At 37.9% G+C, this 19299-nt stretch carries 20 protein-coding genes; 6 read left to right on the plus strand and 14 right to left on the minus strand.

The annotated features are described in order from the left end of the window. Positions 1 to 3 precede the first annotated feature (3 nt). Positions 4 to 213: a hypothetical protein gene (locus tag GVK91_RS15500; protein WP_070562731.1), complete on the plus strand. Its 210-nt coding sequence runs from the start codon at positions 4 to 6 to the stop codon at positions 211 to 213. 94 nt (positions 214 to 307) lie between these two features. Continuing rightward, the gene (locus GVK91_RS15505) at positions 308 to 2023 is read left to right on the plus strand and encodes a sodium:solute symporter (protein ID WP_159729956.1); all 1716 of its coding nucleotides are present in this window, start codon (positions 308 to 310) and stop codon (positions 2021 to 2023) included. Positions 2024 to 2048: 25 nt separating this feature from the next. Here GVK91_RS15505 and GVK91_RS15510 read toward each other — a convergent pair whose 3' ends face one another. The 8 genes from GVK91_RS15510 to GVK91_RS15545 form a co-directional block, all read right to left on the minus strand. Beyond that, positions 2049 to 2903 (minus strand): N-acetylmuramoyl-L-alanine amidase, encoded by an 855-nt coding sequence (locus GVK91_RS15510; protein WP_228280102.1) that lies wholly within the window; start codon positions 2901 to 2903, stop codon positions 2049 to 2051. Positions 2904 to 2914: 11 nt separating this feature from the next. After that, positions 2915 to 3952 carry a DUF3078 domain-containing protein gene (locus GVK91_RS15515; RefSeq protein ID WP_159729960.1) on the minus strand — a complete coding sequence of 346 codons (1038 nt, stop codon included), beginning with the start codon at positions 3950 to 3952 and terminating at the stop codon, positions 2915 to 2917. A gap of 22 nt (positions 3953 to 3974) precedes the next feature. Further along, positions 3975 to 4736, minus strand: coding sequence for a hypothetical protein (locus GVK91_RS15520; RefSeq protein ID WP_159729963.1), 762 nt, complete (start codon positions 4734 to 4736; stop codon positions 3975 to 3977). Between the two features lie 61 nt (positions 4737 to 4797). Continuing rightward, positions 4798 to 5631: a glucosaminidase domain-containing protein gene (locus GVK91_RS15525; protein ID WP_159729965.1), complete on the minus strand. Its 834-nt coding sequence runs from the start codon at positions 5629 to 5631 to the stop codon at positions 4798 to 4800. Positions 5632 to 5646: 15 nt separating this feature from the next. Further along, positions 5647 to 6171, minus strand: a complete 525-nt coding sequence (locus GVK91_RS15530) for a glucosaminidase domain-containing protein (RefSeq protein WP_159729967.1) — start codon at positions 6169 to 6171, stop codon at positions 5647 to 5649. Between the two features lie 22 nt (positions 6172 to 6193). Beyond that, complete coding sequence (locus GVK91_RS15535) at positions 6194 to 6829, minus strand: O-methyltransferase (protein WP_153847979.1); 636 nt, start codon at positions 6827 to 6829, stop codon at positions 6194 to 6196. A 241-nt stretch (positions 6830 to 7070) separates the two neighbouring features. Continuing rightward, positions 7071 to 7700, minus strand: a complete 630-nt coding sequence (gene folE / locus GVK91_RS15540) for a GTP cyclohydrolase I FolE (protein ID WP_046673193.1) — start codon at positions 7698 to 7700, stop codon at positions 7071 to 7073. Between the two features lie 28 nt (positions 7701 to 7728). Further along, the gene (locus tag GVK91_RS15545) at positions 7729 to 8142 is read right to left on the minus strand and encodes a 6-carboxytetrahydropterin synthase (RefSeq protein WP_159729969.1); all 414 of its coding nucleotides are present in this window, start codon (positions 8140 to 8142) and stop codon (positions 7729 to 7731) included. A gap of 592 nt (positions 8143 to 8734) precedes the next feature. Between GVK91_RS15545 and mqnB the strand changes: the two genes are divergently transcribed. From mqnB to GVK91_RS15560, 3 genes are all read left to right on the plus strand, one after another. Further along, positions 8735 to 9376, plus strand: a complete 642-nt coding sequence (gene mqnB / locus GVK91_RS15550; protein WP_159729971.1) for a futalosine hydrolase — start codon at positions 8735 to 8737, stop codon at positions 9374 to 9376. Positions 9377 to 9499: 123 nt separating this feature from the next. Further along, positions 9500 to 10486: a pyruvate dehydrogenase complex E1 component subunit beta gene (locus tag GVK91_RS15555; RefSeq protein WP_046673190.1), complete on the plus strand. Its 987-nt coding sequence runs from the start codon at positions 9500 to 9502 to the stop codon at positions 10484 to 10486. A gap of 110 nt (positions 10487 to 10596) precedes the next feature. Then, positions 10597 to 11352: a DUF6263 family protein gene (locus GVK91_RS15560; RefSeq protein ID WP_159729973.1), complete on the plus strand. Its 756-nt coding sequence runs from the start codon at positions 10597 to 10599 to the stop codon at positions 11350 to 11352. Positions 11353 to 11416: 64 nt separating this feature from the next. On the opposite strand, the gene gcvH is transcribed toward GVK91_RS15560, so the two are convergent. Next, positions 11417 to 11797: a glycine cleavage system protein GcvH gene (gcvH, locus tag GVK91_RS15565; protein ID WP_046673188.1), complete on the minus strand. Its 381-nt coding sequence runs from the start codon at positions 11795 to 11797 to the stop codon at positions 11417 to 11419. A 100-nt stretch (positions 11798 to 11897) separates the two neighbouring features. Between gcvH and GVK91_RS15570 the strand changes: the two genes are divergently transcribed. Further along, positions 11898 to 13094, plus strand: a complete 1197-nt coding sequence (locus tag GVK91_RS15570) for an anhydro-N-acetylmuramic acid kinase (RefSeq protein WP_153847943.1) — start codon at positions 11898 to 11900, stop codon at positions 13092 to 13094. Here the strand turns inward: GVK91_RS15570 and GVK91_RS15575 are convergent, their stop codons facing one another. From GVK91_RS15575 to GVK91_RS15595, 5 genes are all read right to left on the minus strand, one after another. Then, complete coding sequence (locus tag GVK91_RS15575) at positions 13095 to 13769, minus strand: DUF2461 domain-containing protein (RefSeq protein WP_159729975.1); 675 nt, start codon at positions 13767 to 13769, stop codon at positions 13095 to 13097. A 7-nt stretch (positions 13770 to 13776) separates the two neighbouring features. Beyond that, entirely contained in the window at positions 13777 to 14577 is an 801-nt protein-coding gene (locus GVK91_RS15580; RefSeq protein WP_159729977.1) for a phosphatidate cytidylyltransferase, read from the minus strand. Beyond that, positions 14574 to 14789 carry a DUF2007 domain-containing protein gene (locus GVK91_RS15585; protein ID WP_153847940.1) on the minus strand — a complete coding sequence of 72 codons (216 nt, stop codon included), beginning with the start codon at positions 14787 to 14789 and terminating at the stop codon, positions 14574 to 14576. The genes GVK91_RS15580 and GVK91_RS15585 overlap by 4 nt, the downstream gene beginning before the upstream one ends. After that, positions 14764 to 15687 carry a CPBP family intramembrane glutamic endopeptidase gene (locus GVK91_RS15590; protein WP_153847939.1) on the minus strand — a complete coding sequence of 308 codons (924 nt, stop codon included), beginning with the start codon at positions 15685 to 15687 and terminating at the stop codon, positions 14764 to 14766. The genes GVK91_RS15585 and GVK91_RS15590 overlap by 26 nt, the downstream gene beginning before the upstream one ends. A gap of 239 nt (positions 15688 to 15926) precedes the next feature. Continuing rightward, the gene (locus GVK91_RS15595; RefSeq protein WP_235032938.1) at positions 15927 to 19244 is read right to left on the minus strand and encodes a S41 family peptidase; all 3318 of its coding nucleotides are present in this window, start codon (positions 19242 to 19244) and stop codon (positions 15927 to 15929) included. Positions 19245 to 19299 lie beyond the last annotated feature (55 nt).

A 19299-nucleotide genomic window follows, 5' to 3' on the forward strand; every position in this document is an offset into this window, starting at 1 on the left:
ATAATGGAAAATCAGATTGACAACAGCTGCACAACAATTGATGCTGGCAAAGCAAAAGGAATCATTCTTTTAGTTGCTGTAGTATTTGGTGCATTAATTGGATTCACTGCAAACGAGACATTTCTAAGCATCTTCGGTGGTGCTATTGTCGGATTGATTATCGCTGCTATTTTTAATAGTGTTATCTATCCTCAAAAGCCTTCAGATAGATAAGAAAGATGAATAGCTGGAAGCGTTTCTACTGGTTGGTCGTTATCTGGCTATTCGTATTCATCCTTTTTCTGTACATTTTCACGAACCACTATTCATGAGTACAGCAGATTGGATCGTGTTATTTCTGACACTCTTAGTTATTGTCATATATGGCGTTTATAAGAGTAGAGGTATAAAAAATATTGATGGATATCTTCTAGGTAATCGTTCTTTACCCTGGTATCACGTCGGATTATCGGTAATGGCGACGCAAGCGAGCGCCATTACTTTCTTATCTGCCCCCGGCTTAGCTTATTCCTCAGGAATGAGTTTTGTCCAATTCTACTTTGGTCTTCCGTTGGCCATGATTGTGCTCTGCATTACATTTGTTCCTATTTTTCATAAGCTAAAAGTATTTACAGCCTACGAATTTCTAGAAAAACGGTTTGATGTCAAAACCAGAGGGCTCACCGCCATTCTTTTTTTGATACAGCGAGGGATATCAACGGGTATTACCATCTTTGCACCGGCTTTAATTATATCGACCATCCTTCATATTGATCTAACATGGACCACATTGGCCATAGGAAGTTTTGTTGTTATCTATACGACCTATGGAGGAACCAAAGCTGTGTCTCATACACAGTTGCTTCAAATGAGCATTATCTTTGGATCATTACTCGTAGCAGGTATATTAGTTATCCATCTGCTGCCAGAGTCTATTGGATTATCGAAAGCACTTCATATTGCAGGAAAATCAGGAAAAACCAATGCATTGGATTTTACTTTTGACCTCAATAATAACTATACACTTTGGACAGGACTAATCGGTGGTTTTTTCCTACAGCTTTCCTACTTCGGGACCGACCAAAGTCAAGTAGGTCGTTATTTGACAGGGGCTTCGATCAAAGAAAGTCGCATGGGATTAATTATGAATGGTCTATTGAAAATCCCCATGCAATTTGCTATCCTGTTGATTGGAGTTCTGGTATTTGCCTATTATCAATTCCATCAGCCGCCCATTTTTTTCAATCAAGTCGAGATCAAGAAGCTCAAAGAAAGCAAATATGCTCCTGACTACCAGATTCTCGAGCAAAAGCATAGCGAGCTATTTAAAACACGTGAATCTGTTGTTCAGCAGCTTAATACAGCATTGGATCACGACGATGAAAAAAGAATTGCTGATTATCGATCCTCACTCGGTCAACTTAATGCAAAAATGCAAGCGGTAAAAGAAGGGACTTTGGACTTAATCAAAAAGAACAACCCAATAGCGGAAACGAATGACAATAATTATGTCTTTCTTTCTTTTGTGACAAGCGTCTTTCCAAAGGGCCTAATTGGGCTACTCATAGCGGTCATTTTTCTCGCATCCATGGGGTCTACGGCAAGTGCTATTAACTCATTGGCCTCAACAACGACCATTGATATCTACAAAAGATTTATTAATCCTAACTCATCTGAAAAACAAGACCTTTTGTGGTCGCGTTTATTTACGTTGATCTGGGGTACATTTACTGTTATTGTTGCTTTGTATGCGAACAGATTGGGTAATCTCCTCGAAGCGGTCAATATCTTGGGTTCACTATTCTATGGTACTATCCTAGGAATTTTTATCGTCGCCTTCTACATGAAGAAAATCCAAGGCAAAGCTGTTTTTTTTGCAGCCATTCTTTCCGAAATTATAGTAATAGCAGTATGGTCGATGAATAAGATTCCTTTTCTCTGGCTAAATCTTATTGGCTGCCTAGCTGTCATGCTAATCGCCTATATCCTACAACCGGAGATGAAAGTGCTTCGTCCTATAAAGGACAAAAGGGATCTTGAATAAAATAAAAAAGCCTGATTGATCAGGCTCAGTATTTTTTATAGATATTGTACAATACACTCTTATCATATATGGTCAATTCGGGGGTTGTATCCCGAACGACAAACTTTCGTTTAAAGGCAACGATAGCGGCTTTTAGATTGGAGGTGTCATAACCAATAATTTTAAGCGCATCTATCGCATTAAAGCTGTCAGGAGGGGCCACAAGCTGACCTTCATCATACCATATTCCAAAACCTCGTTCTGCAAGCTTTTTCCACGGGAAAAAAACGCTTGGATCATTCTTGCGTGATGGTGCAATATCGGCATGGCCAATAAAATTATTTGTTGGGATTAAATAACGCGATTTCAAGGTATCAAGCACTGTCATCAATGAATTAATTTGTGCCTCAGGAAAAGGTTCCCTACCATTGTTATCCAACTCTATACCAATAGAACAGGAGTTCATGTCGACAATAGAACCCCATTTTGCCACCCCCGCATGCCAAGACCGAACATAATCGTTCAACATTTGTATAATCTCGCCATTCCGGCCAATGACATAATGTGAACTCACTTTAGTTCTTGGAATCTGAAAGGTTTTGATTGTCTGCCCAATACTATCTTGTGCTGTATGATGAATAATGACATAGTTAGGTTTACGAACATCATAATGTATGGCTTCCTCTTGGCGCCAATAAGGATGGTTTCCAGACTTCTGTAAAAAAACAACCTTTCTTTCCTCCGGTGTCAATAAATTGGTATCTGGCTTAGCTTCGACCTTTTCTTCCACAACCAATGCAGAAGCAAATGACGCAACTAGCGGTTTTGCAACCACCGGCTGTATCTTCGACTTGCAGCTTGCCAAAGACAGCAATGAACAAAGCAATATCCCTATTGACACAGGCCTAAACATTATTTTGGTAAACTATAGACTATACCCATCGCCAACGACTGGCTTAATTGTACTCTTGAAATGACATCTGGATCATAGATCATGATACCATTTAAGTTCACATTGATGACTCTCGTAACTTTTGCCGTTACAGTTACATCCAAACGGTGCGTAGGGTTGGAAAGTTTCTCGTAGTCAGCAAAAAGGTTATAACGAGCCTTTACATTCAGTTTATCTGTGAAGTTTTTGTCTAGGTTACCCGTTAGCTGAAAAGCCAGTGCATTGGCAAAAGAGCGGTCTTCCTTTACACCAAATCGTTCACCAGTACCCGCACTTGGATTGTTAGGATCTCTATAATATCCATATTTCTCAAAGAAACCTTCTCCAGAACGTGGCTTAACACGCTCATCCAAGATAAAAGTTTGACGTGCAGTACCCGTACCAAAACGCAAGGAAAATTCGTTACTAGGCTTATACTCAAGACCGAAAGATTCTGTCAGATAAGCTGGTGCCATAAAAGCATTCTCAATATAGTCTATTGTATCTCTGCCGTTAACCGTTTTATACTTATAACCCGCATCAAATTGCGACTCAAATGTCACCGACGTAAACAATGCCCAATTGGCAGACAATTTATAAGAAAGCTTATTATCCCAAAATATACGGTCATTATTCTTCTTCGCAATATTATTCGTATTCTTTATCTTTCCATAACGTAAATCAACTTCGGTTACAAAATTGAAATTGTCCTTCGTATAATCCGATTTATGATTAGCATTCAATCCTACAGCAATAGAACCAACACCACCACCTTTCCAATTATCATTAAATGACGCCTGGTTTAAATTGATCCCGAATTTTGTCCAATGTTTCCAATAGTCTACCTCTAAGTTTAATTTTGGAACTATAGGACGAATCGTTTTAATATTTAATGGTTGCTCTTTCTGTACAGAAATTACGGTATCTGGTTTTGCTCGAAGATCTTTCAGATCCTGTGCTTTTAAGCTGGTAATAGAAAGGCAAAGCATAGCCATGCCGACAAAATTGAATAACTTCATTCTGAAAACGTCTATTTTTTGTTTACGGTACTAATTTATAATTAATTGTTGGAAAAGGCTCAATAAAATATTGCGAAGGGTTCAATTGATACCGTGAATAACAATCTTTGATATAATTCACCAGTTCATAATCACTCGCTGAGAGAATAAAGAAATAGGAGGGTCTAAATATCCTTCTAAATCGTTCAGCTTCTTCGCTATTTAATCCTGTAATCTTACTAATAAGCTCTTTCGTAAATTTGTAATCGATCACATTTTCCTTATAATCGTTTTCAATGGTTTTAGTTAGTCGACGTGCTCTTTTAGCCTCCTTGCTAAATAAACTATAGATTGAATTAATGCTTAATCCAGCACCATTTGGGCCAACAGAAAATACGTCACCATAACCCGCAAGACGATATGCTTTCTCATAATCCTCTTTTGCTTTTTTCAGAATTTCTTCTGGGGTCTTGCGTGCAAAAACCTGAACCTCATCAATATAAAACGATTCACGTACCAAATGAAACAGCAACAATCCACGGTTATCCACCTGAAGAGTATCCGAAAAATAGCCTTTACATAGCGCAACAATATGATCTCCTAGCTGTGCATTAAAGACAAATTCTCCTTTGATAGTATTATAATTGACCTCTCCAGTACGTAAGTTGGCCAGCTTTACATTTCCAATACGTTGTTTGGTATTTTTATCAAAAACGATACCCTCTACTTTTTTATCTTGGCAAAAAAGTGGAGAAGTAAAGCCCACAAGGGCAATAAGTAGAAAAATATATCGCAATAGTATCACTTTCGTAAAACTACTATATCGCTGTACAAAAGCGAAATATTTAACATCTTTTAAAGCGTAACTATTTAGATATAACCAATAATTGGCCTAAAGATAACGCATCATCGGTAAGACCGTTTAGGGATTTGATCTGATCAACGGATACATTGTACAGCTTACTGAGCGAATATAACGTATCCTGAGCTTTAACTTCATGAATACGCATAGCGACAGGGCTCTTGATTTCTTCTGTTTTTACTACGGTAGGAGGTGTTTCTTGTACATTTTGTACGATCTCAACCTGTACGGTCTCTTCTCGTACAACTTTTTCACGCCGTGATTCAACGCGATCATATTGATCAAGATGGTATCTTTCGATCATTTCGATCAACAATTCAGGATAACGTGGATTTGTGGCGTACCCTGCTGCTTTCAAGCCTTTAGCCCAACCTTTATAGTCATTCTTATCCAACTTAAAGAGTGCCGCATATCGCGGTCGTAACAGAAACTCTGAGTGATCCCGAAAAGATTGTTCGGGATTTTCATAAACACGAAAGCAATCATTAATATTATCATCAGGACGAGTCACGGATTTTCCTTTCCAAACTCCACCGCATTTAATACCGAAATGATTATTAGCCTCACGTGCTAAATAGCTATTACCATTACCGGATTCCAGTAAAGCCTGAGCAAGCTTAATGCTCGCAGGGATACCATATTTATTCATTTCTGCAACGGCCACATCTTTGTAATGAGCAATATAGTCGTTGCCAGCCATGGTCGGTCGCCCCACAGAAGAGGATGAAGAAGTTTTTGAATTGGAGCCAGATTTAGAAGAGGATATTGTGCCTCTCCGGCTTGAACATGATGTAATCAACATCATGAATACAAACATGCCATAAAAAAACTTCTTCATGCAATAATGTCGCGCTTATTTTTTTGTTGACGAGAATCTATTTTGCTTAGCATCATTATCAAACATATCTAAGTGATATTGTTTAATAGTAGCGAGTACTTTTGCTGTCCAACCTTTACTCGTGGAGTAACCCGAACGAGCAATCGCTTTTACCCAAGCTTCGTATTTTTCACCAGGATGTTTTTCAAAAAGACTCTGAGTAGTCTTTTTTCTTTTTACTATTCCTACAAAATCATCATACGAGTCCATTACAGACCGATAACCTTTGTAAGCTGACCGAATAACGGTACTGTTGTTTTTTCCTTTGACACCAAAATGGTTATTCAAATTTTTTGCTACCCTGCTACCACCATTTCCGCTTTCATGCATAGCGATGGCTAAGATAACCGATGCTGGAACACCGTGTTCCTCCATCATTTCTTTTGCTATTGGACTGTACTTATCGACATATGCCGCATTACTTTGAGCCGAAACTTTTGTTAATCCAAAAGTTCCCAAAGCTAGTAACAGTACAAAGCTTTTTAATTGTTTTAAATTCATGAAGAATGTTTTAGTTCACAAATTACTTCTTGCGTAAGGCAAAAAGTCCGTCTCGAATCGGTAATATTACCTTTTCTACGCGCTTGTCCTGAGCTAAACGTGCATTCAAATCAATGATCTGCTTTGTTTGGTTGTCTGGTTTTGAATCTAACACCTTACCTTTCCATAAGACATTGTCAATCAAAATAAGTCCCCCAGACGGAACTTGATTTATTATCGTTTCGAAATAATATAAATTTCTCTTTTTGTCCGCGTCGATAAATACCAAATCAAATGTTTCATCTAATGTAGGTAGTATTACCGCTGCATCTCCAATATGATAGCTGATTTTATCAGCAAATGCCGATTCATCAAAATACCTCTGGACGCGTTCTTGTTGCTCTGCATTGATATCGATAGTATGTAATATCCCATCTTCCTGCAGCCCCTCTGCGAGACATAATGTTGCATATCCCGTAAACGTTCCTATCTCCAAGATACGTTTCGGAGCAACCAATTTACTCAATAAAGAAAGAACTCTTCCCTGGTAGTGTCCAGATAACATATGGGGCATTGTTTCCTTCAAATATGTCTCCCGATTTACCCTTTTCAGTAACGAATTTTCTTCGTCTGTAGTATGTTCCAAATAGGACTCTAAATCGTCGGCAACAATTTCCATAACCACAAAGGTACCAAAAAACATTTTTATGATAAAAACTTTTTTTTACAAAAACCTGAATACCAGTAAAATACAATTATCCTTTTGTAAAGAGCTTTTTTCGAGAATCGCGTCAGATGCATAAAAAAGCCATATTGCCATTTTTTGATTTTCTATTTTGTTTCCAAATTTCATCAAAAAAATGCCCCCCTAAAAGACGATCTTTTAGAGGGGCATTTTTTATTATTAAACAACAAATATACTAAGCAAGATCAGCAGTGATCAAGCGTAGAAATTCGGATCTTGTGACATCATTTTGGAATGCTCCCGTAAATGCAGAGGTAGTCGTTACAGAATTCTGTTTCTGAACACCACGCATCGCCATACACATGTGTTTGCATTCCATAACCACAGCTACTCCACGAGCGCCCAAAGTTTCTTGAATACAATCTCTGATCTCATTGGTGAGACGTTCCTGAACCTGCAGACGACGCGCAAAAATATCAACGACACGTGGTATCTTGCTTAAACCTACAATATGGCCATTTGGAATATACGCGATATGGGCTTTGCCAAAGAAAGGTAACATATGGTGCTCACAAAGAGAATATACTTCAATATCCTTAACGACGACCATTTGACTGTAGTCTTCCTCAAACATAGCACCACGTAATACCTCCGCAGCATCGATATCATAGCCATGTGTCAAAAATTGCAATGCCTTTGCAACACGTTCTGGTGTTTTCACTAAACCTTCGCGTTTTGGATCTTCCCCCAGACATTCTAATATATCTGTATAATGAGCAGCGATGCGATCTACCTTTTCAGTATTGTATTTGTCGATCTTAATATATCCATCCAACTCTTCGTTGTCAAATGAGTGTTGACTCATAGTTTCTACTATTTAAATGTATTAAAGATTAATCGCCAAAATATTCGACGTAATTATTTTCTGTTTCATGCAAACGGACACTATGCAAGATCACACCCTGTTCATCAAACAGCGGTTTTAAGATCTTAAATATTTCGATTGCGATATTCTCCGTAGAAGCCATGACTCCTTTCATAAAATCAACATCTAAATTGAAATTACGGTGATCGACTTTGTCAATGATACTACGATTGATTATTTCTTTCATGATCTTTAAATCGATCAAAAAACCAGTCTCGGGATTGACTTTTCCTTTCACTGTTACATAAAGATCATAATTATGTCCATGCCAATTTGGATTGGAGCAAAGACCAAATACCTGTTCATTCTGCTCCTTACTCCAGTCTTCACGATAGAGCTTGTGCGCAGCACAGAAACGTTCACGACGAGTTATAAATATCATAATAATACAAAGATAAGGCTTTAAGTGCAATTAAAGCATCTCAATTTAAGGAATGCCGTCAGAATATAGTAATATAATGAAGTGCTTTCTCTTTTGTTGAACAAACAGGCAAAAATCTAAGCACTTTATCCTTACTTACAACCCGCTTTCAAGAATGATTTGATATAAAATTTTGTAGCGGAGTGTAAATACTCCCAGTTTAAAAGAACTACAACGAATGCTGATTTTTTAAGGCCAATTTTCTTTTATCTTTAGTTAGGTTTTACTTAGGTTTTAGTTAGGTTTAGTTTAGGTTTTATATAGGTTTTACCTAAAGTAAGCCTAACTAAAACCTAAACTAAAAATATATAAAATCTAAACTAATTTAAGATGTTATATTAATCTATTAGTATTGTTTACAATAGCATCAGGGCGAAAACTATACAGTTCGTACAGCATTATAAAAGAGAAGGTCGTAGCAAAAAAGCAGTTGGCCTTATTGACATCAAGCTCGCGTTTCTAAGCAGGACGCATTGCAAGAACGATGTTTTTATACTAAAAAGAGTTCTACTTGCAAGATAATGTGTAATTTTCAATCAAAAACGAGCTTGTCATGCAAATATTAATTATTGCGGCTACTTCATTTGAATTACAGCCTTTTCTGGAAGTGGTATCAAATTACGATCAATGCGATACCTTAGTAACTGGTGTAGGCATGGTCGCCACAGCCTTTGAGCTGGGAAGAATGCTACACGAAAAAAATTATGATCTCCTCATTAATGTCGGGATAGGAGGATGTTTGGATCGTACGATTGAAATAGGCTCGGTTATTCAAGTCGTTTCGGAATCATTTGTTGAACTAGGCGCGGAAGACGGTCATAATTTTATTCCAATAGATCAATTGGGCTATGGAAGGTCTACATTTAACTCATGTTTACTGAATGACAAGGAGCTTAGGCTTCCTTTTCTAAAACAGGGGGAAGGAATTACCGTAAACAAAGTCCATGGTAGAACAGAAAGTATCGAAAAAATTAAAAAACTGCATCCTAATAGCCTTGTTGAAAGTATGGAAGGAGCTGCTGTTTTCTATGCCGCCGATAAAATGACAATTCCCGTGATTGAGATTCGTGGTATTTCAAATTACGTGGAAAGAAGGAACCGTGCCACGTGGAACATTCCGTTAGCGATAATGAATAGTAATAAGGCACTTATAAAGACATTGGAATATCTGAACAACTTATATTCAAAAATTTAATACAAAAGTCATTTACTTATTAAAAAATGACATAAAACTATAGAATTAGCGGGTTCAAATCTTCAAAATATCAATTTTAAATAGTAGATTTGTAATCTAAAAATTGACACTATTTTACAACTGATGAGAGAAATACAATTCAGAGAAGCACTTCGTGAAGCAATGAACGAAGAAATGCGTAAAGACGACAAAATATTTTTATTAGGAGAAGAAGTTGCTGAGTATAACGGAGCTTACAAAGTGAGTCAGGGTATGCTTGATGAATTCGGTGCAAAACGTATCATTGATACACCTATTGCTGAACTTGGTTTTGCAGGTATCGCAGTTGGAGCTGCAATGAATGGTTTAAAACCGATTGTTGAGTTCATGACATTCAACTTTTCACTTGTTGCTATTGATCAAGTAATCAATGCGGCAGCTAAAATCCACTCGATGAGTGGTGGACAGTTCTCTATTCCAATGGTCTTCCGTGGTCCAACTGGAAATGCTGGTCAGCTTGCAGCACAACACTCTCAAAACTTCGAAAACTGGTTTGCAAATACACCAGGTTTAAAAGTTGTGGTTCCTTCTAACCCATATGAAGCTAAAGGTTTGTTGAAATCAGCTATTATCGATCCAGATCCTGTTATCTTCATGGAATCTGAGGTAATGTATGGTGATAAAGGACAAGTTCCTGAAGAAGAATATTACTTGGAAATCGGAAAAGCTAATATTATCCAAGAAGGTACAGATGTAACTGTTGTATCTTTTGGTAAAATGCTTCCTCGCGTTGTCATTCCTGCAGTTGAAGAATTGAAAAAAGAAGGTATCAGCGTTGAATTAATTGACTTGCGTTCGGTACGTCCTATCGATTACCCTACAATCATCGCGTCTGTTAAGAAAACAAACCGTTTGGTAATCGTGGAAGAAGCATGGCCATTGGCGTCTATTTCTACGGATTTAGCATTCAATGTACAACGTAATGCATTTGATTATTTAGATGCCCCTGTTATCCGCGTAAATTGTGCAGATGTACCTCTTCCTTATGCTCCAACATTGATCGAAGCTGCTTTACCTAGCGTTGAGAAAGTTGTTAAGGCTGTGAAAGAAGTATCTTATATCAAGAAGTAATACGAATTACATTCTTAAAAAAATTAAAATCCCTTTTACGTTGTAAAAGGGATTTTTTTTATATTTAAGCTGACCGATTGTTGCTTATTAAAAAAATTAAAATTCCATATATGAAAAAATTAAGAATTGCCTCTTTGATGGCCGTATTTGCATTTCTAGTGATATCTGCTTCCGCACAAAAGAAATACACACTACGTGTAAATCCCGATTCAGGAAAAAAAATATCGCAAAACCTTGTGATGACAATGGATATTGACGCTGCTGGCCAAAAAATGGTTACAGACCTTAATATGGGCTTTGATATCACCAATACAACGAAAAAAGACAATATCTTCGCGTTTGACCTTAGATATACCGGAATAAACATGAAAATGAATATGGCGGGAATGGACATGTCCTACGACTCGAAAGACCCCGAGGCCAATGAGTTTTCCAAACAGATGCATGCTACCTTAGGCAAATTGCTAGAAAATAGCATTAGCTTTAATGTTGATCAACTTGGCAAATCTTCTGATATCAAGTTACCTGAGGGTATTAACATCCCGTTTGATAAAAGTATGTTCGAAAATATAAGTACAGTATTACCTGAACAGCCAATTAAAATAGGTGATTCATGGACATCCAAAACGGAATCAGATGATTCCGGCATTTCGGTGGAAAGCAAAATGACTTTAATAGAAGCAAATGAGTTAGGCTACAAAGTAAATGTTGAAGGAAAAATGTTCGGCCCGGATGCAAATCAGGTAGGCAACGTACAGGGTTTTTATGTCTTGGATAAAAAGACCTGCCTTACCAAGATAACAGAAATGACAAGTGCCGTGGATATGCCTGAAGCAAAAATAACGACCACATTAAAAAGTCAATAAACGACTGGAACGAGAAATAAAATAGGGGCCAAAGGGCCCCTATTTTATTTCTTATATATCAAATTTATGCGTTGATCTCTTCTTTGTACTGATCAGCAGATAACAAAGCATCTACATCAGCAGCGTTGTTCAATTTAATACGAACAATCCAACCTTCACCATAAGGATCAGAATTGACCAATTCAGGAGATGCATCAATAGCTTCATTAACCGATAAAATCGTAGCTGATACAGGTAAAAATAGATCAGAAACTGTTTTTACAGCTTCAATTGTACCGAAAACTTCATTAGCGGCAACTTCCTCACCTACAGTGTTTATGTCAACAAAAACGATGTCACCCAATTCACGTTGAGCGAAATCGGTAATCCCTACAACTGCTTCATCACCTTCAACACGAATCCATTCGTGATCTTTGGTGTATTTCAATTCTGCTGGAAAATTCATTGTATTTAATTTTTTGATTTTTAATGCCGTGAAGTTACAAAATATCTTTAATTGTCAAAAATGATATTCATCATAACATTTTTGTGTTTATTTTTAAGCTATGAATCCTCAAATCGAAAGACTTTACCAAATTTCACAAAAGAAAGAACGTCGTATTATTGGCCTGATGTCCGGAACTTCTTTGGATGGTCTTGATATTGCAGTATGCCGCATAGAAAATGCAGGTAAAACAACAAAAATACAGCTAGAGAATTTTGCTACAATGGATTATGAGGATGATTTCAGAGCACGAGTCCGTGAAGTCTTTGCAAAACGAAATATCGACCAACAGTTATTTTCCGGACTCAATGCTTATATTGGAGTCACACATGCCAAATTAATCAATACAGCATTACAACAATGGAATATACCAAGCAGCGAGATTGATTGTATAGCCAGCCATGGGCAAACCGTATACCATGCACCCCAATCATTGACCAAAGACCGCAACTGGCCCAATAGTACCTTACAGATCGGCGATGGAGATCATATTGCCGTAAATACCGGCATCATAACCCTGTCTGACTTTAGACAGAAACATGTTGCTGCGGGAGGAGAAGGGGCACCTTTGGCGGCGTATGGCGACTATCTACTTTTCTCGCATGCGACAGAGAATCGATTCTTACTGAATATTGGCGGTATTTCTAATTTCACATTTATCCCAAGCCATCAAACAAAATTGAAAGCCTATGCAACAGATCTCGGTCCAGGCAATACAATGATGAACCAATACATGAAGGCTAATTTTAATCAGGAGATGGATAGAGATGCCTATATGGCCAAAAAGGGACAGGTAAATGATGCGCTATTGAATCAATTATTAACAGAAGAATTTCTAACACTGCCCTTTCCAAAAACCACCGGGCCAGAACTATTTAATCTCGCTTATCTCGAAAGGGCACAAGATCGTTCGAAAACAACTCATATTCCACATGAGAATGTTATGGCAACCCTCAATCGCTTTGCGGCTCATGCGATGGTCAACGGCATTCGGAAGCAGTCAGAAGGACTATCTGATGTGGCGGTATACATAAGTGGCGGTGGGCTACACAATCCATTGCTGTTTGATTACATCAAAAGGAGCTTACCTACCAGTAACGTTGAAAGTTTCGCAACATTAGGTATCAATCCAGATGCAAAAGAGGCCGTCCTCTTTGCTCTATTAGCAAATGAGACTTTGGTAGGTAACAAATCCAATGTAGCGCAAATTAAAGATTCGCCCGCTGTCTGCATGGGCAAAATCAGCTTACCCGAATAATTATTCCGTATCGATGGCTTCTTGTAAAAACTCTTTAAAAGGAAGCATACTTTTATAGGAAGCCACGATATTATCTAGTGCATTTTTTGCAGATAACTCCTTTATAGTTAAAGATCTATCCAACACAAAACTTTTCAATTTGATAAAGTCAATAAAAGGATTATCCTCACTATAGCCAGCAGGCGCACGCTTCAGTAAATCTTCTTTGAAAAGTGCAATATTACCGCCTGTCAATACAGTTTTTTTTAAAATTTCATCCAATTTATTACCGCTGTAATCAATTTCTTGTCTTATTGCCTCTAAATGTTGCTTTTCTGGACGCCAATATCCACAGGCAATAAATGAATTTTCTGCTCCAATATGAATATAGTACTCTGGTCCCTGCAACTTTCTTCCATCAACTGAAATTCCTGCCCCAAACCAACTTTTATAAGGTGTCTTATCATTTGAAAAGCGTGTATCACGGTAAATACGAAACAAACATTTACTTGCCTGTATGGAAGTATTGATTTTAGGGTCAAACTCGCTCAAAGCGGCAATTAAATCTGTCAAAAAACTTCTCACATCAGCCAATGCAGCTTCATATTTAGCTCTGTTATCGGCAAACCATTCCCGAGAATTATTGGCTTTCAATTCCGTTAAAAAATCAAATGTAGATTTTTGAATGTGACTCATAATACAATCAATTGATTAAAATTAAGAAAACATAGACCATAGGTGCCGCTAATAACAACCCATCAAATCTATCTAAAAAACCACCATGTCCAGGCAATATATTTCCGGAATCCTTTACGTGCAAACTACGCTTTAACATCGACTCAACTAAGTCACCTAATGTTCCCACAATACTGATAATTGCCGCTATACTTACCCATTGCCAGAGCGGTAGATAACCAAAATACTTCTCTAGATTCACTGCAGCAACAATTGCCAAAATCAATCCACCGAAAAAACCTTCCCATGTTTTCTTTGGTGAGATCCGTTCGAATAGTTTACGTTTTCCGAAGCTTCGTCCAGCGAGATATGCCCCGGTATCGTTTGTCCACAATAAGATCAAAAAACCTAAAGGCATCACATAGTTAAAAGTACCTTGCATAAACCCTAATTTGGAAAATAGGAAAAAAGGCAATGTAACATACGCTATTCCCAAAAAAGTATAGGCAATATCATTAAAAGGAAAAGTTCTCTTCTGAAAAAGTGAAATAATATAAGTCGCACTTATAAACGGAATAATTAGTGCTAAAAATTTTACCGCAAGCAGATCCATCGAAATTAAGGATCCCAAAACAAACAGTACCAAGGCCAGGGCGATACCAATCACTTTATTTGGGGAACGTTCTTCGGATGAAACTATTCCGTAGAATTCATAAAGACACCATGTACTTAGCAAGGTAAAAAAAATGGAATAAACATAAGCTCCCAAAAGGGTGGCCGCTATCATGACAGCCACAAAGATTACTCCGGTTATTGCTCTTGTTTTCATAAACTAAAATCCCCTTCCGATTCCTCAATTAACCTTTCGGCTGCTTCGATAGATCCTTCGCTGACATAAATTTCAATTTTTCCAAACAGATAAGAAGAATCTTGTTTATTCAACGCGACAGCGGGAATTCCATTCTCTTCCAACATTTGTTTGACTATCTCGGCTTGAATAGCATTTGTATATGTTTTAATTTTTTTCCAATCGTTCTCCATTGTTTTCTTTTTGCGTTGATCGATAAAATAAGAATACAAAAATAAGAGTAAAAATGAAGCCTACAAGATATATCCACCAAGATTGTAACTCAAATGCATTGAGTTCATCATAACTCTTTCCCTGTCTTACGTAATAAAATGCTCCAATTGTGGCTCCGGCATTGTTGACAAAGTGCCCAAAGATGGGCAATATGATGTTCTTGCTCCATACATAAAGATAGCCAAAAAAAGCGCCCAATAACATTCGGGGAACAAAACCAAAAAATTGCAGGTGTATCGCACTGAAGATAATAGCAACGAGCCATATAACCACATGCTGATTGCTCAACCATCTTCCTATTATTTTTTGCAAAATACCACGAAACAGCAATTCTTCACCTATGGCCGGAATTAAGGCCAGTACAACAATATTGTACAAAAAGCCGGATATACTCGACTCCATAATTATGCCCTTAATTAAATCACCCGATTCCTTTTCGCTACGCTCCATCCAACGCTGCAACGATTGCATACTATCGGGCAATTGTAAGGATTCATTCCAGTGACCGATCAGACTCATCAAAGGCATAAAAGAAAGCATTGCCAAAAATATATAGCCAAATTGCATTCCGTTAGGCCATTTTTTCAGTTTAAAATAAGTAATGCCATATCCTTCGCGTGTATTCATCAGATAAGCTGGTACAACAAAAGATCCCAAGCTGCTCATTAACAACATAAAGCGCATCTCATTGGCCGATCCATTCATTAAGGATTCCAATGAGAAGACCTGCCTAGTGTATGTATAATAACTTGCAATAATCAGAATAGCAATAATCTGCGAAAGAATGGTAAAACCGATAACCATTAAGATCAATCGTAACAAAGATTGAAACGGATGGGGTGTTTGTTCAGGAAACATAGCTATTAAATATCAGTTAAAGATAGCAATAAAAGCAAGATTTATTAAAATTGTCGCATTCATTCAAATTCTGCCGTCTAGTTTGTACTAGCCGAATGGCAAAAGGCGATATCATCCAAATACAGTAAAAACTCCAACAGAGGTATTCGATCATCCCGAATATGAATACATTTGACACAGCATATATGATCAAAAAAAAGGCTTTGGAAAAATCCAAAGCCTTTTTTATGTAGACTATCTTAATTCACTCGAATTGGATCAGCAGGTTTCTGCAGATTTTTATACGGATATGTTTTCATTTCTTCCAACAATATCTTCACCGTTCTCTCAAGCTGTGGATCTCGACCTTCCAAAAGATCTTTAGGCAATTGTTCGATAAATACATCAGGAGCAACACCCTCATTTTCAATAATCCAATTTCCTTTGAGGTCATATACGCCAAAGTTTGGAGAAGTAATACGGCCTCCATCCAACAAAGGAGGATAACCACTTATGCCAACCAAAATCCCCATTGTCGTACGACCGACCAGTTTGCCAAGCCCTTTAAAACGAAACATATAAGGCATCATATCGCCACCTGAGCCTGCATTTTCATTAATAATCATGGCCTTTGGTCCATAAATACCATTTCCCGGTGTAGTAAATCCTTTTCCATCACGAATTCCCCAGCCAGCGATTAACTCGCGAGATAAGAGGTCGATCACATAATCGGCAACCCAGCCACCACCGTTATTCCTTTCGTCCATTAGAAGAGCCTTTTTATCCATCTGAGCGAAGTAATACCGATTGAAATAAGTATACCCCTCAGGACCGGTATTCGGCATGTACACATAAGCTATTTGCCCATTGCTCAATTCATTTACTTTTTTACGGTTTCTTTCGACCCATTCCATGCTACGCAAGTTCATTTCATCGCTAAACGAGATCGGTTTAACGATTACTTCACGTGCGCCAACCAGCGATGGTTTTGAATTGACCTTCAACGTAACTTGTTTACCAACAGTATTGTCAAATAAACTATAGATATCCTTATCCTCAGTCAATTCAGTACCATTCACGGCAACAATATAGTCTCCCTCTTTTATGTTTAATCCCGGTTCAGCCAATGGGGCTTTGAACGATGGATTCCATTCAAGACGCGTAAACAATTTGGCGATCTGATAATAACCATTCTTTAGCGTATAATCTGCTCCCAACACACCAACTGAAACTGATGGCGTGGAAGGTTGATCTCCAGGATAGATATAATTGTGTCCTACAACCATTTCTCCCATCATTTCGTTCAATAAATAACCAAGATCAGAACGATGGTTTACAAAAGGTAGGAATTTTTCATATTTGGCTTTCATCGCCTTCCAGTCTGCACCGTGCATATTTTCTACATAGAAATAGTCTTTTTGCATCGACCATACTTCATTGAACACCTGTTTCCATTCCGCCGCAGGGTCCACCAGTTGCTGAATTCCACCCAATTTGACTTCCCCCGCAGTAGGAGAGGCTACTTTTTGCCCAGCTGTTACAATATTGAATCCATTTCCCGTTTGATATAACATCTTTTTACCATCTGCACTAATAACAAAGCTACGTGCATTCTCTACTAAGGTTTTGTTTTCAAGATCCTTAAAATCATATGCACCGATTGTTCCACCACGTTGATAAGTCAATTGATTTGGAACCAGACCATTTAAATTCCAGTAAGGACCGGCTGGCAAAGGGAGGGCAACAATTCGATTCTCTATACGATCGAAATCTACCTGAATAGATTTGTCAACCGGCTTGCTTGCAACTGACTCTTCCTTCTTATCCTTTTTAGGAGCTTTTTTATCATTCTCTTTTACACGTTCCTTTTTATTATTCTCTCCCTCTTCCTTTTTATCAGGTTTATCTTCACGGATTTGCTCATCATCACTATCGTTTTTAAAGAATGATGGTGTTTTGCTCGACAGGATAAAAGCATAGACTGCATAATCTACATTACGCTGTACAGCGGACATATGTAAACCAGAATTTGTTAAACCTGTATTTGTACTCGCCGTGAAAAATAAATATTTACCATCTTGCGAAAATGCAGTACTGCGGGCAGAGCTCATACCATCCGTAATTTGCTGAGTTTTCTTTGTATCTAAGTTATACATGAACACAGCAGGTGCCCCGTTTTCCAGTGTACGTATAAAGGAAATCCATTTTGAATCTGGAGACCAACTTGGTTGGAAATGATTGGATACACGCCCGGTTTGACCACTTAATTTGTCATCGGCAACTTTGACAACAGCCTTGGAAGCAATATCAATATAATACAGATTAAGATGCGAATCATTGTAAAAAAGCTTCTTTGAATCTGGCGACCAAGTGGGTTCAAAATAGAAATTGGTTTCCCCTAAATTAAAGTATAATGGCTGATCTTTTCCGAACTGATCCATCAGTACCAACTGATAGGATCCATTTTTATCTGAAATATATGAAACCCATTTGCCATTAGGAGACCAATCTGGAAAACGTTCATGCGAACCTGGTGAATTAGATAAATTTCGAGCTTCTCCTTTTTCCTTTGGTACCGTAAAGATCTCTCCCCGTGCTTCTAATAGTGCCCGTTGGCCCGTTGGCGATAGAGTAGCATAACGTATATCGTCCTTGATGTCTTTATAATACGGCCTTTTATACATGACATCTGTATTCACAGTGATGTGCAAAGGAGTAATTTTATTTCCGTTTAGATTCAGTGTATTCAATACTCCAGCATATTCAAAAATCAAGTCGTTACCATTCCCATTCAAGGAACGCACATCATAATCTTTGAAATCTGTTAGTTTTTCAACCTTTTTGGTTTTGGTGTCGTAGCTAAAAATATTGACAATTTTATCGCGGTCAGATAGGAAATAAACCTTCGTTCCCAACCATAATGGTTTAACATCATTACTTTTAACGTTCGGAATAGCCTCGATTTCTTTTGTTTTGGTATCAAAAATCCAAATGGTTGGCATGCCACCACCCCGGTAACGTTTAAAGGCTACTCGATCTCTTTCAGTAGGGTCAGTATTCTTGATGTAAGCCCAGTAACGGCCATCGGCAGAAGGGCTTCCCTGAGTAGCCTCAGGCATAATGAGCGCCTTGTCCATTCCTGACATTTGAATATTGGAACTGTATAATCGTGGACTTAAAGCATAGGTGAAATCACGAGATGTAGTATAATATACTTCATCATTATTGAGCCATCCGCGCAATACATCCGACGAGGGATGATAAGTAATACGTTTAGGCTCACCACCTGTTATTGGAATCACGTATACATCCGTATTTCCATCATAATTCCCCGTAAATGCCACTTTCTTACCGTCAGGAGAAAACATCGGATTCTGCTCTACGCCAGGATTTGTAGTAAGCCGCCTTGGATTAGCGCCATTTTTGTCTGCAATCCAAATATCTCCACCATACACAAAAGCGATATTACTAGCGCTTACACTGGGATTTCGAAGCAATAAGGTTTCTTGCGCTTTTGCTTGTAGAAAAGTTGTTCCCAGCAAAAAGGCTGCAATTAACTTGAAATGAGTTTTATTCATAAACATTTAAAGGTTAAAATTTTACCACCTACAAAATTACGATTTTGCAAAATGG

This window comes from Sphingobacterium sp. 18053, from assembly GCF_902706145.1.
Classification (GTDB): domain Bacteria; phylum Bacteroidota; class Bacteroidia; order Sphingobacteriales; family Sphingobacteriaceae; genus Sphingobacterium; species Sphingobacterium paramultivorum.

What these genes read in the sequence shown, in the direction of transcription:
- GVK91_RS15500 (WP_070562731.1), top strand. Translation starts at nt 4, where the DNA reads ATGGAAAATCAGATTGACAACAGCTGCACAACAATTGATGCTGGCAAA.
- GVK91_RS15505 (WP_159729956.1), top strand. Translation starts at nt 308, where the DNA reads ATGAGTACAGCAGATTGGATCGTGTTATTTCTGACACTCTTAGTTATT.
- GVK91_RS15515 (WP_159729960.1), bottom strand. Translation starts at nt 3,952, where the DNA reads ATGAAGTTATTCAATTTTGTCGGCATGGCTATGCTTTGCCTTTCTATT.
- GVK91_RS15525 (WP_159729965.1), bottom strand. Translation starts at nt 5,631, where the DNA reads ATGAAGAAGTTTTTTTATGGCATGTTTGTATTCATGATGTTGATTACA.
- GVK91_RS15530 (WP_159729967.1), bottom strand. Translation starts at nt 6,171, where the DNA reads ATGAATTTAAAACAATTAAAAAGCTTTGTACTGTTACTAGCTTTGGGA.
- GVK91_RS15535 (WP_153847979.1), bottom strand. Translation starts at nt 6,829, where the DNA reads ATGGAAATTGTTGCCGACGATTTAGAGTCCTATTTGGAACATACTACA.
- folE (WP_046673193.1), bottom strand. Translation starts at nt 7,700, where the DNA reads ATGAGTCAACACTCATTTGACAACGAAGAGTTGGATGGATATATTAAG.
- GVK91_RS15545 (WP_159729969.1), bottom strand. Translation starts at nt 8,142, where the DNA reads ATGATATTTATAACTCGTCGTGAACGTTTCTGTGCTGCGCACAAGCTC.
- mqnB (WP_159729971.1), top strand. Translation starts at nt 8,735, where the DNA reads ATGCAAATATTAATTATTGCGGCTACTTCATTTGAATTACAGCCTTTT.
- GVK91_RS15555 (WP_046673190.1), top strand. Translation starts at nt 9,500, where the DNA reads ATGAGAGAAATACAATTCAGAGAAGCACTTCGTGAAGCAATGAACGAA.
- GVK91_RS15560 (WP_159729973.1), top strand. Translation starts at nt 10,597, where the DNA reads ATGAAAAAATTAAGAATTGCCTCTTTGATGGCCGTATTTGCATTTCTA.
- gcvH (WP_046673188.1), bottom strand. Translation starts at nt 11,797, where the DNA reads ATGAATTTTCCAGCAGAATTGAAATACACCAAAGATCACGAATGGATT.
- GVK91_RS15570 (WP_153847943.1), top strand. Translation starts at nt 11,898, where the DNA reads ATGAATCCTCAAATCGAAAGACTTTACCAAATTTCACAAAAGAAAGAA.
- GVK91_RS15575 (WP_159729975.1), bottom strand. Translation starts at nt 13,769, where the DNA reads ATGAGTCACATTCAAAAATCTACATTTGATTTTTTAACGGAATTGAAA.
- GVK91_RS15580 (WP_159729977.1), bottom strand. Translation starts at nt 14,577, where the DNA reads ATGAAAACAAGAGCAATAACCGGAGTAATCTTTGTGGCTGTCATGATA.
- GVK91_RS15585 (WP_153847940.1), bottom strand. Translation starts at nt 14,789, where the DNA reads ATGGAGAACGATTGGAAAAAAATTAAAACATATACAAATGCTATTCAA.
- GVK91_RS15590 (WP_153847939.1), bottom strand. Translation starts at nt 15,687, where the DNA reads ATGTTTCCTGAACAAACACCCCATCCGTTTCAATCTTTGTTACGATTG.
- GVK91_RS15595 (WP_235032938.1), bottom strand. Translation starts at nt 19,244, where the DNA reads ATGAATAAAACTCATTTCAAGTTAATTGCAGCCTTTTTGCTGGGAACA.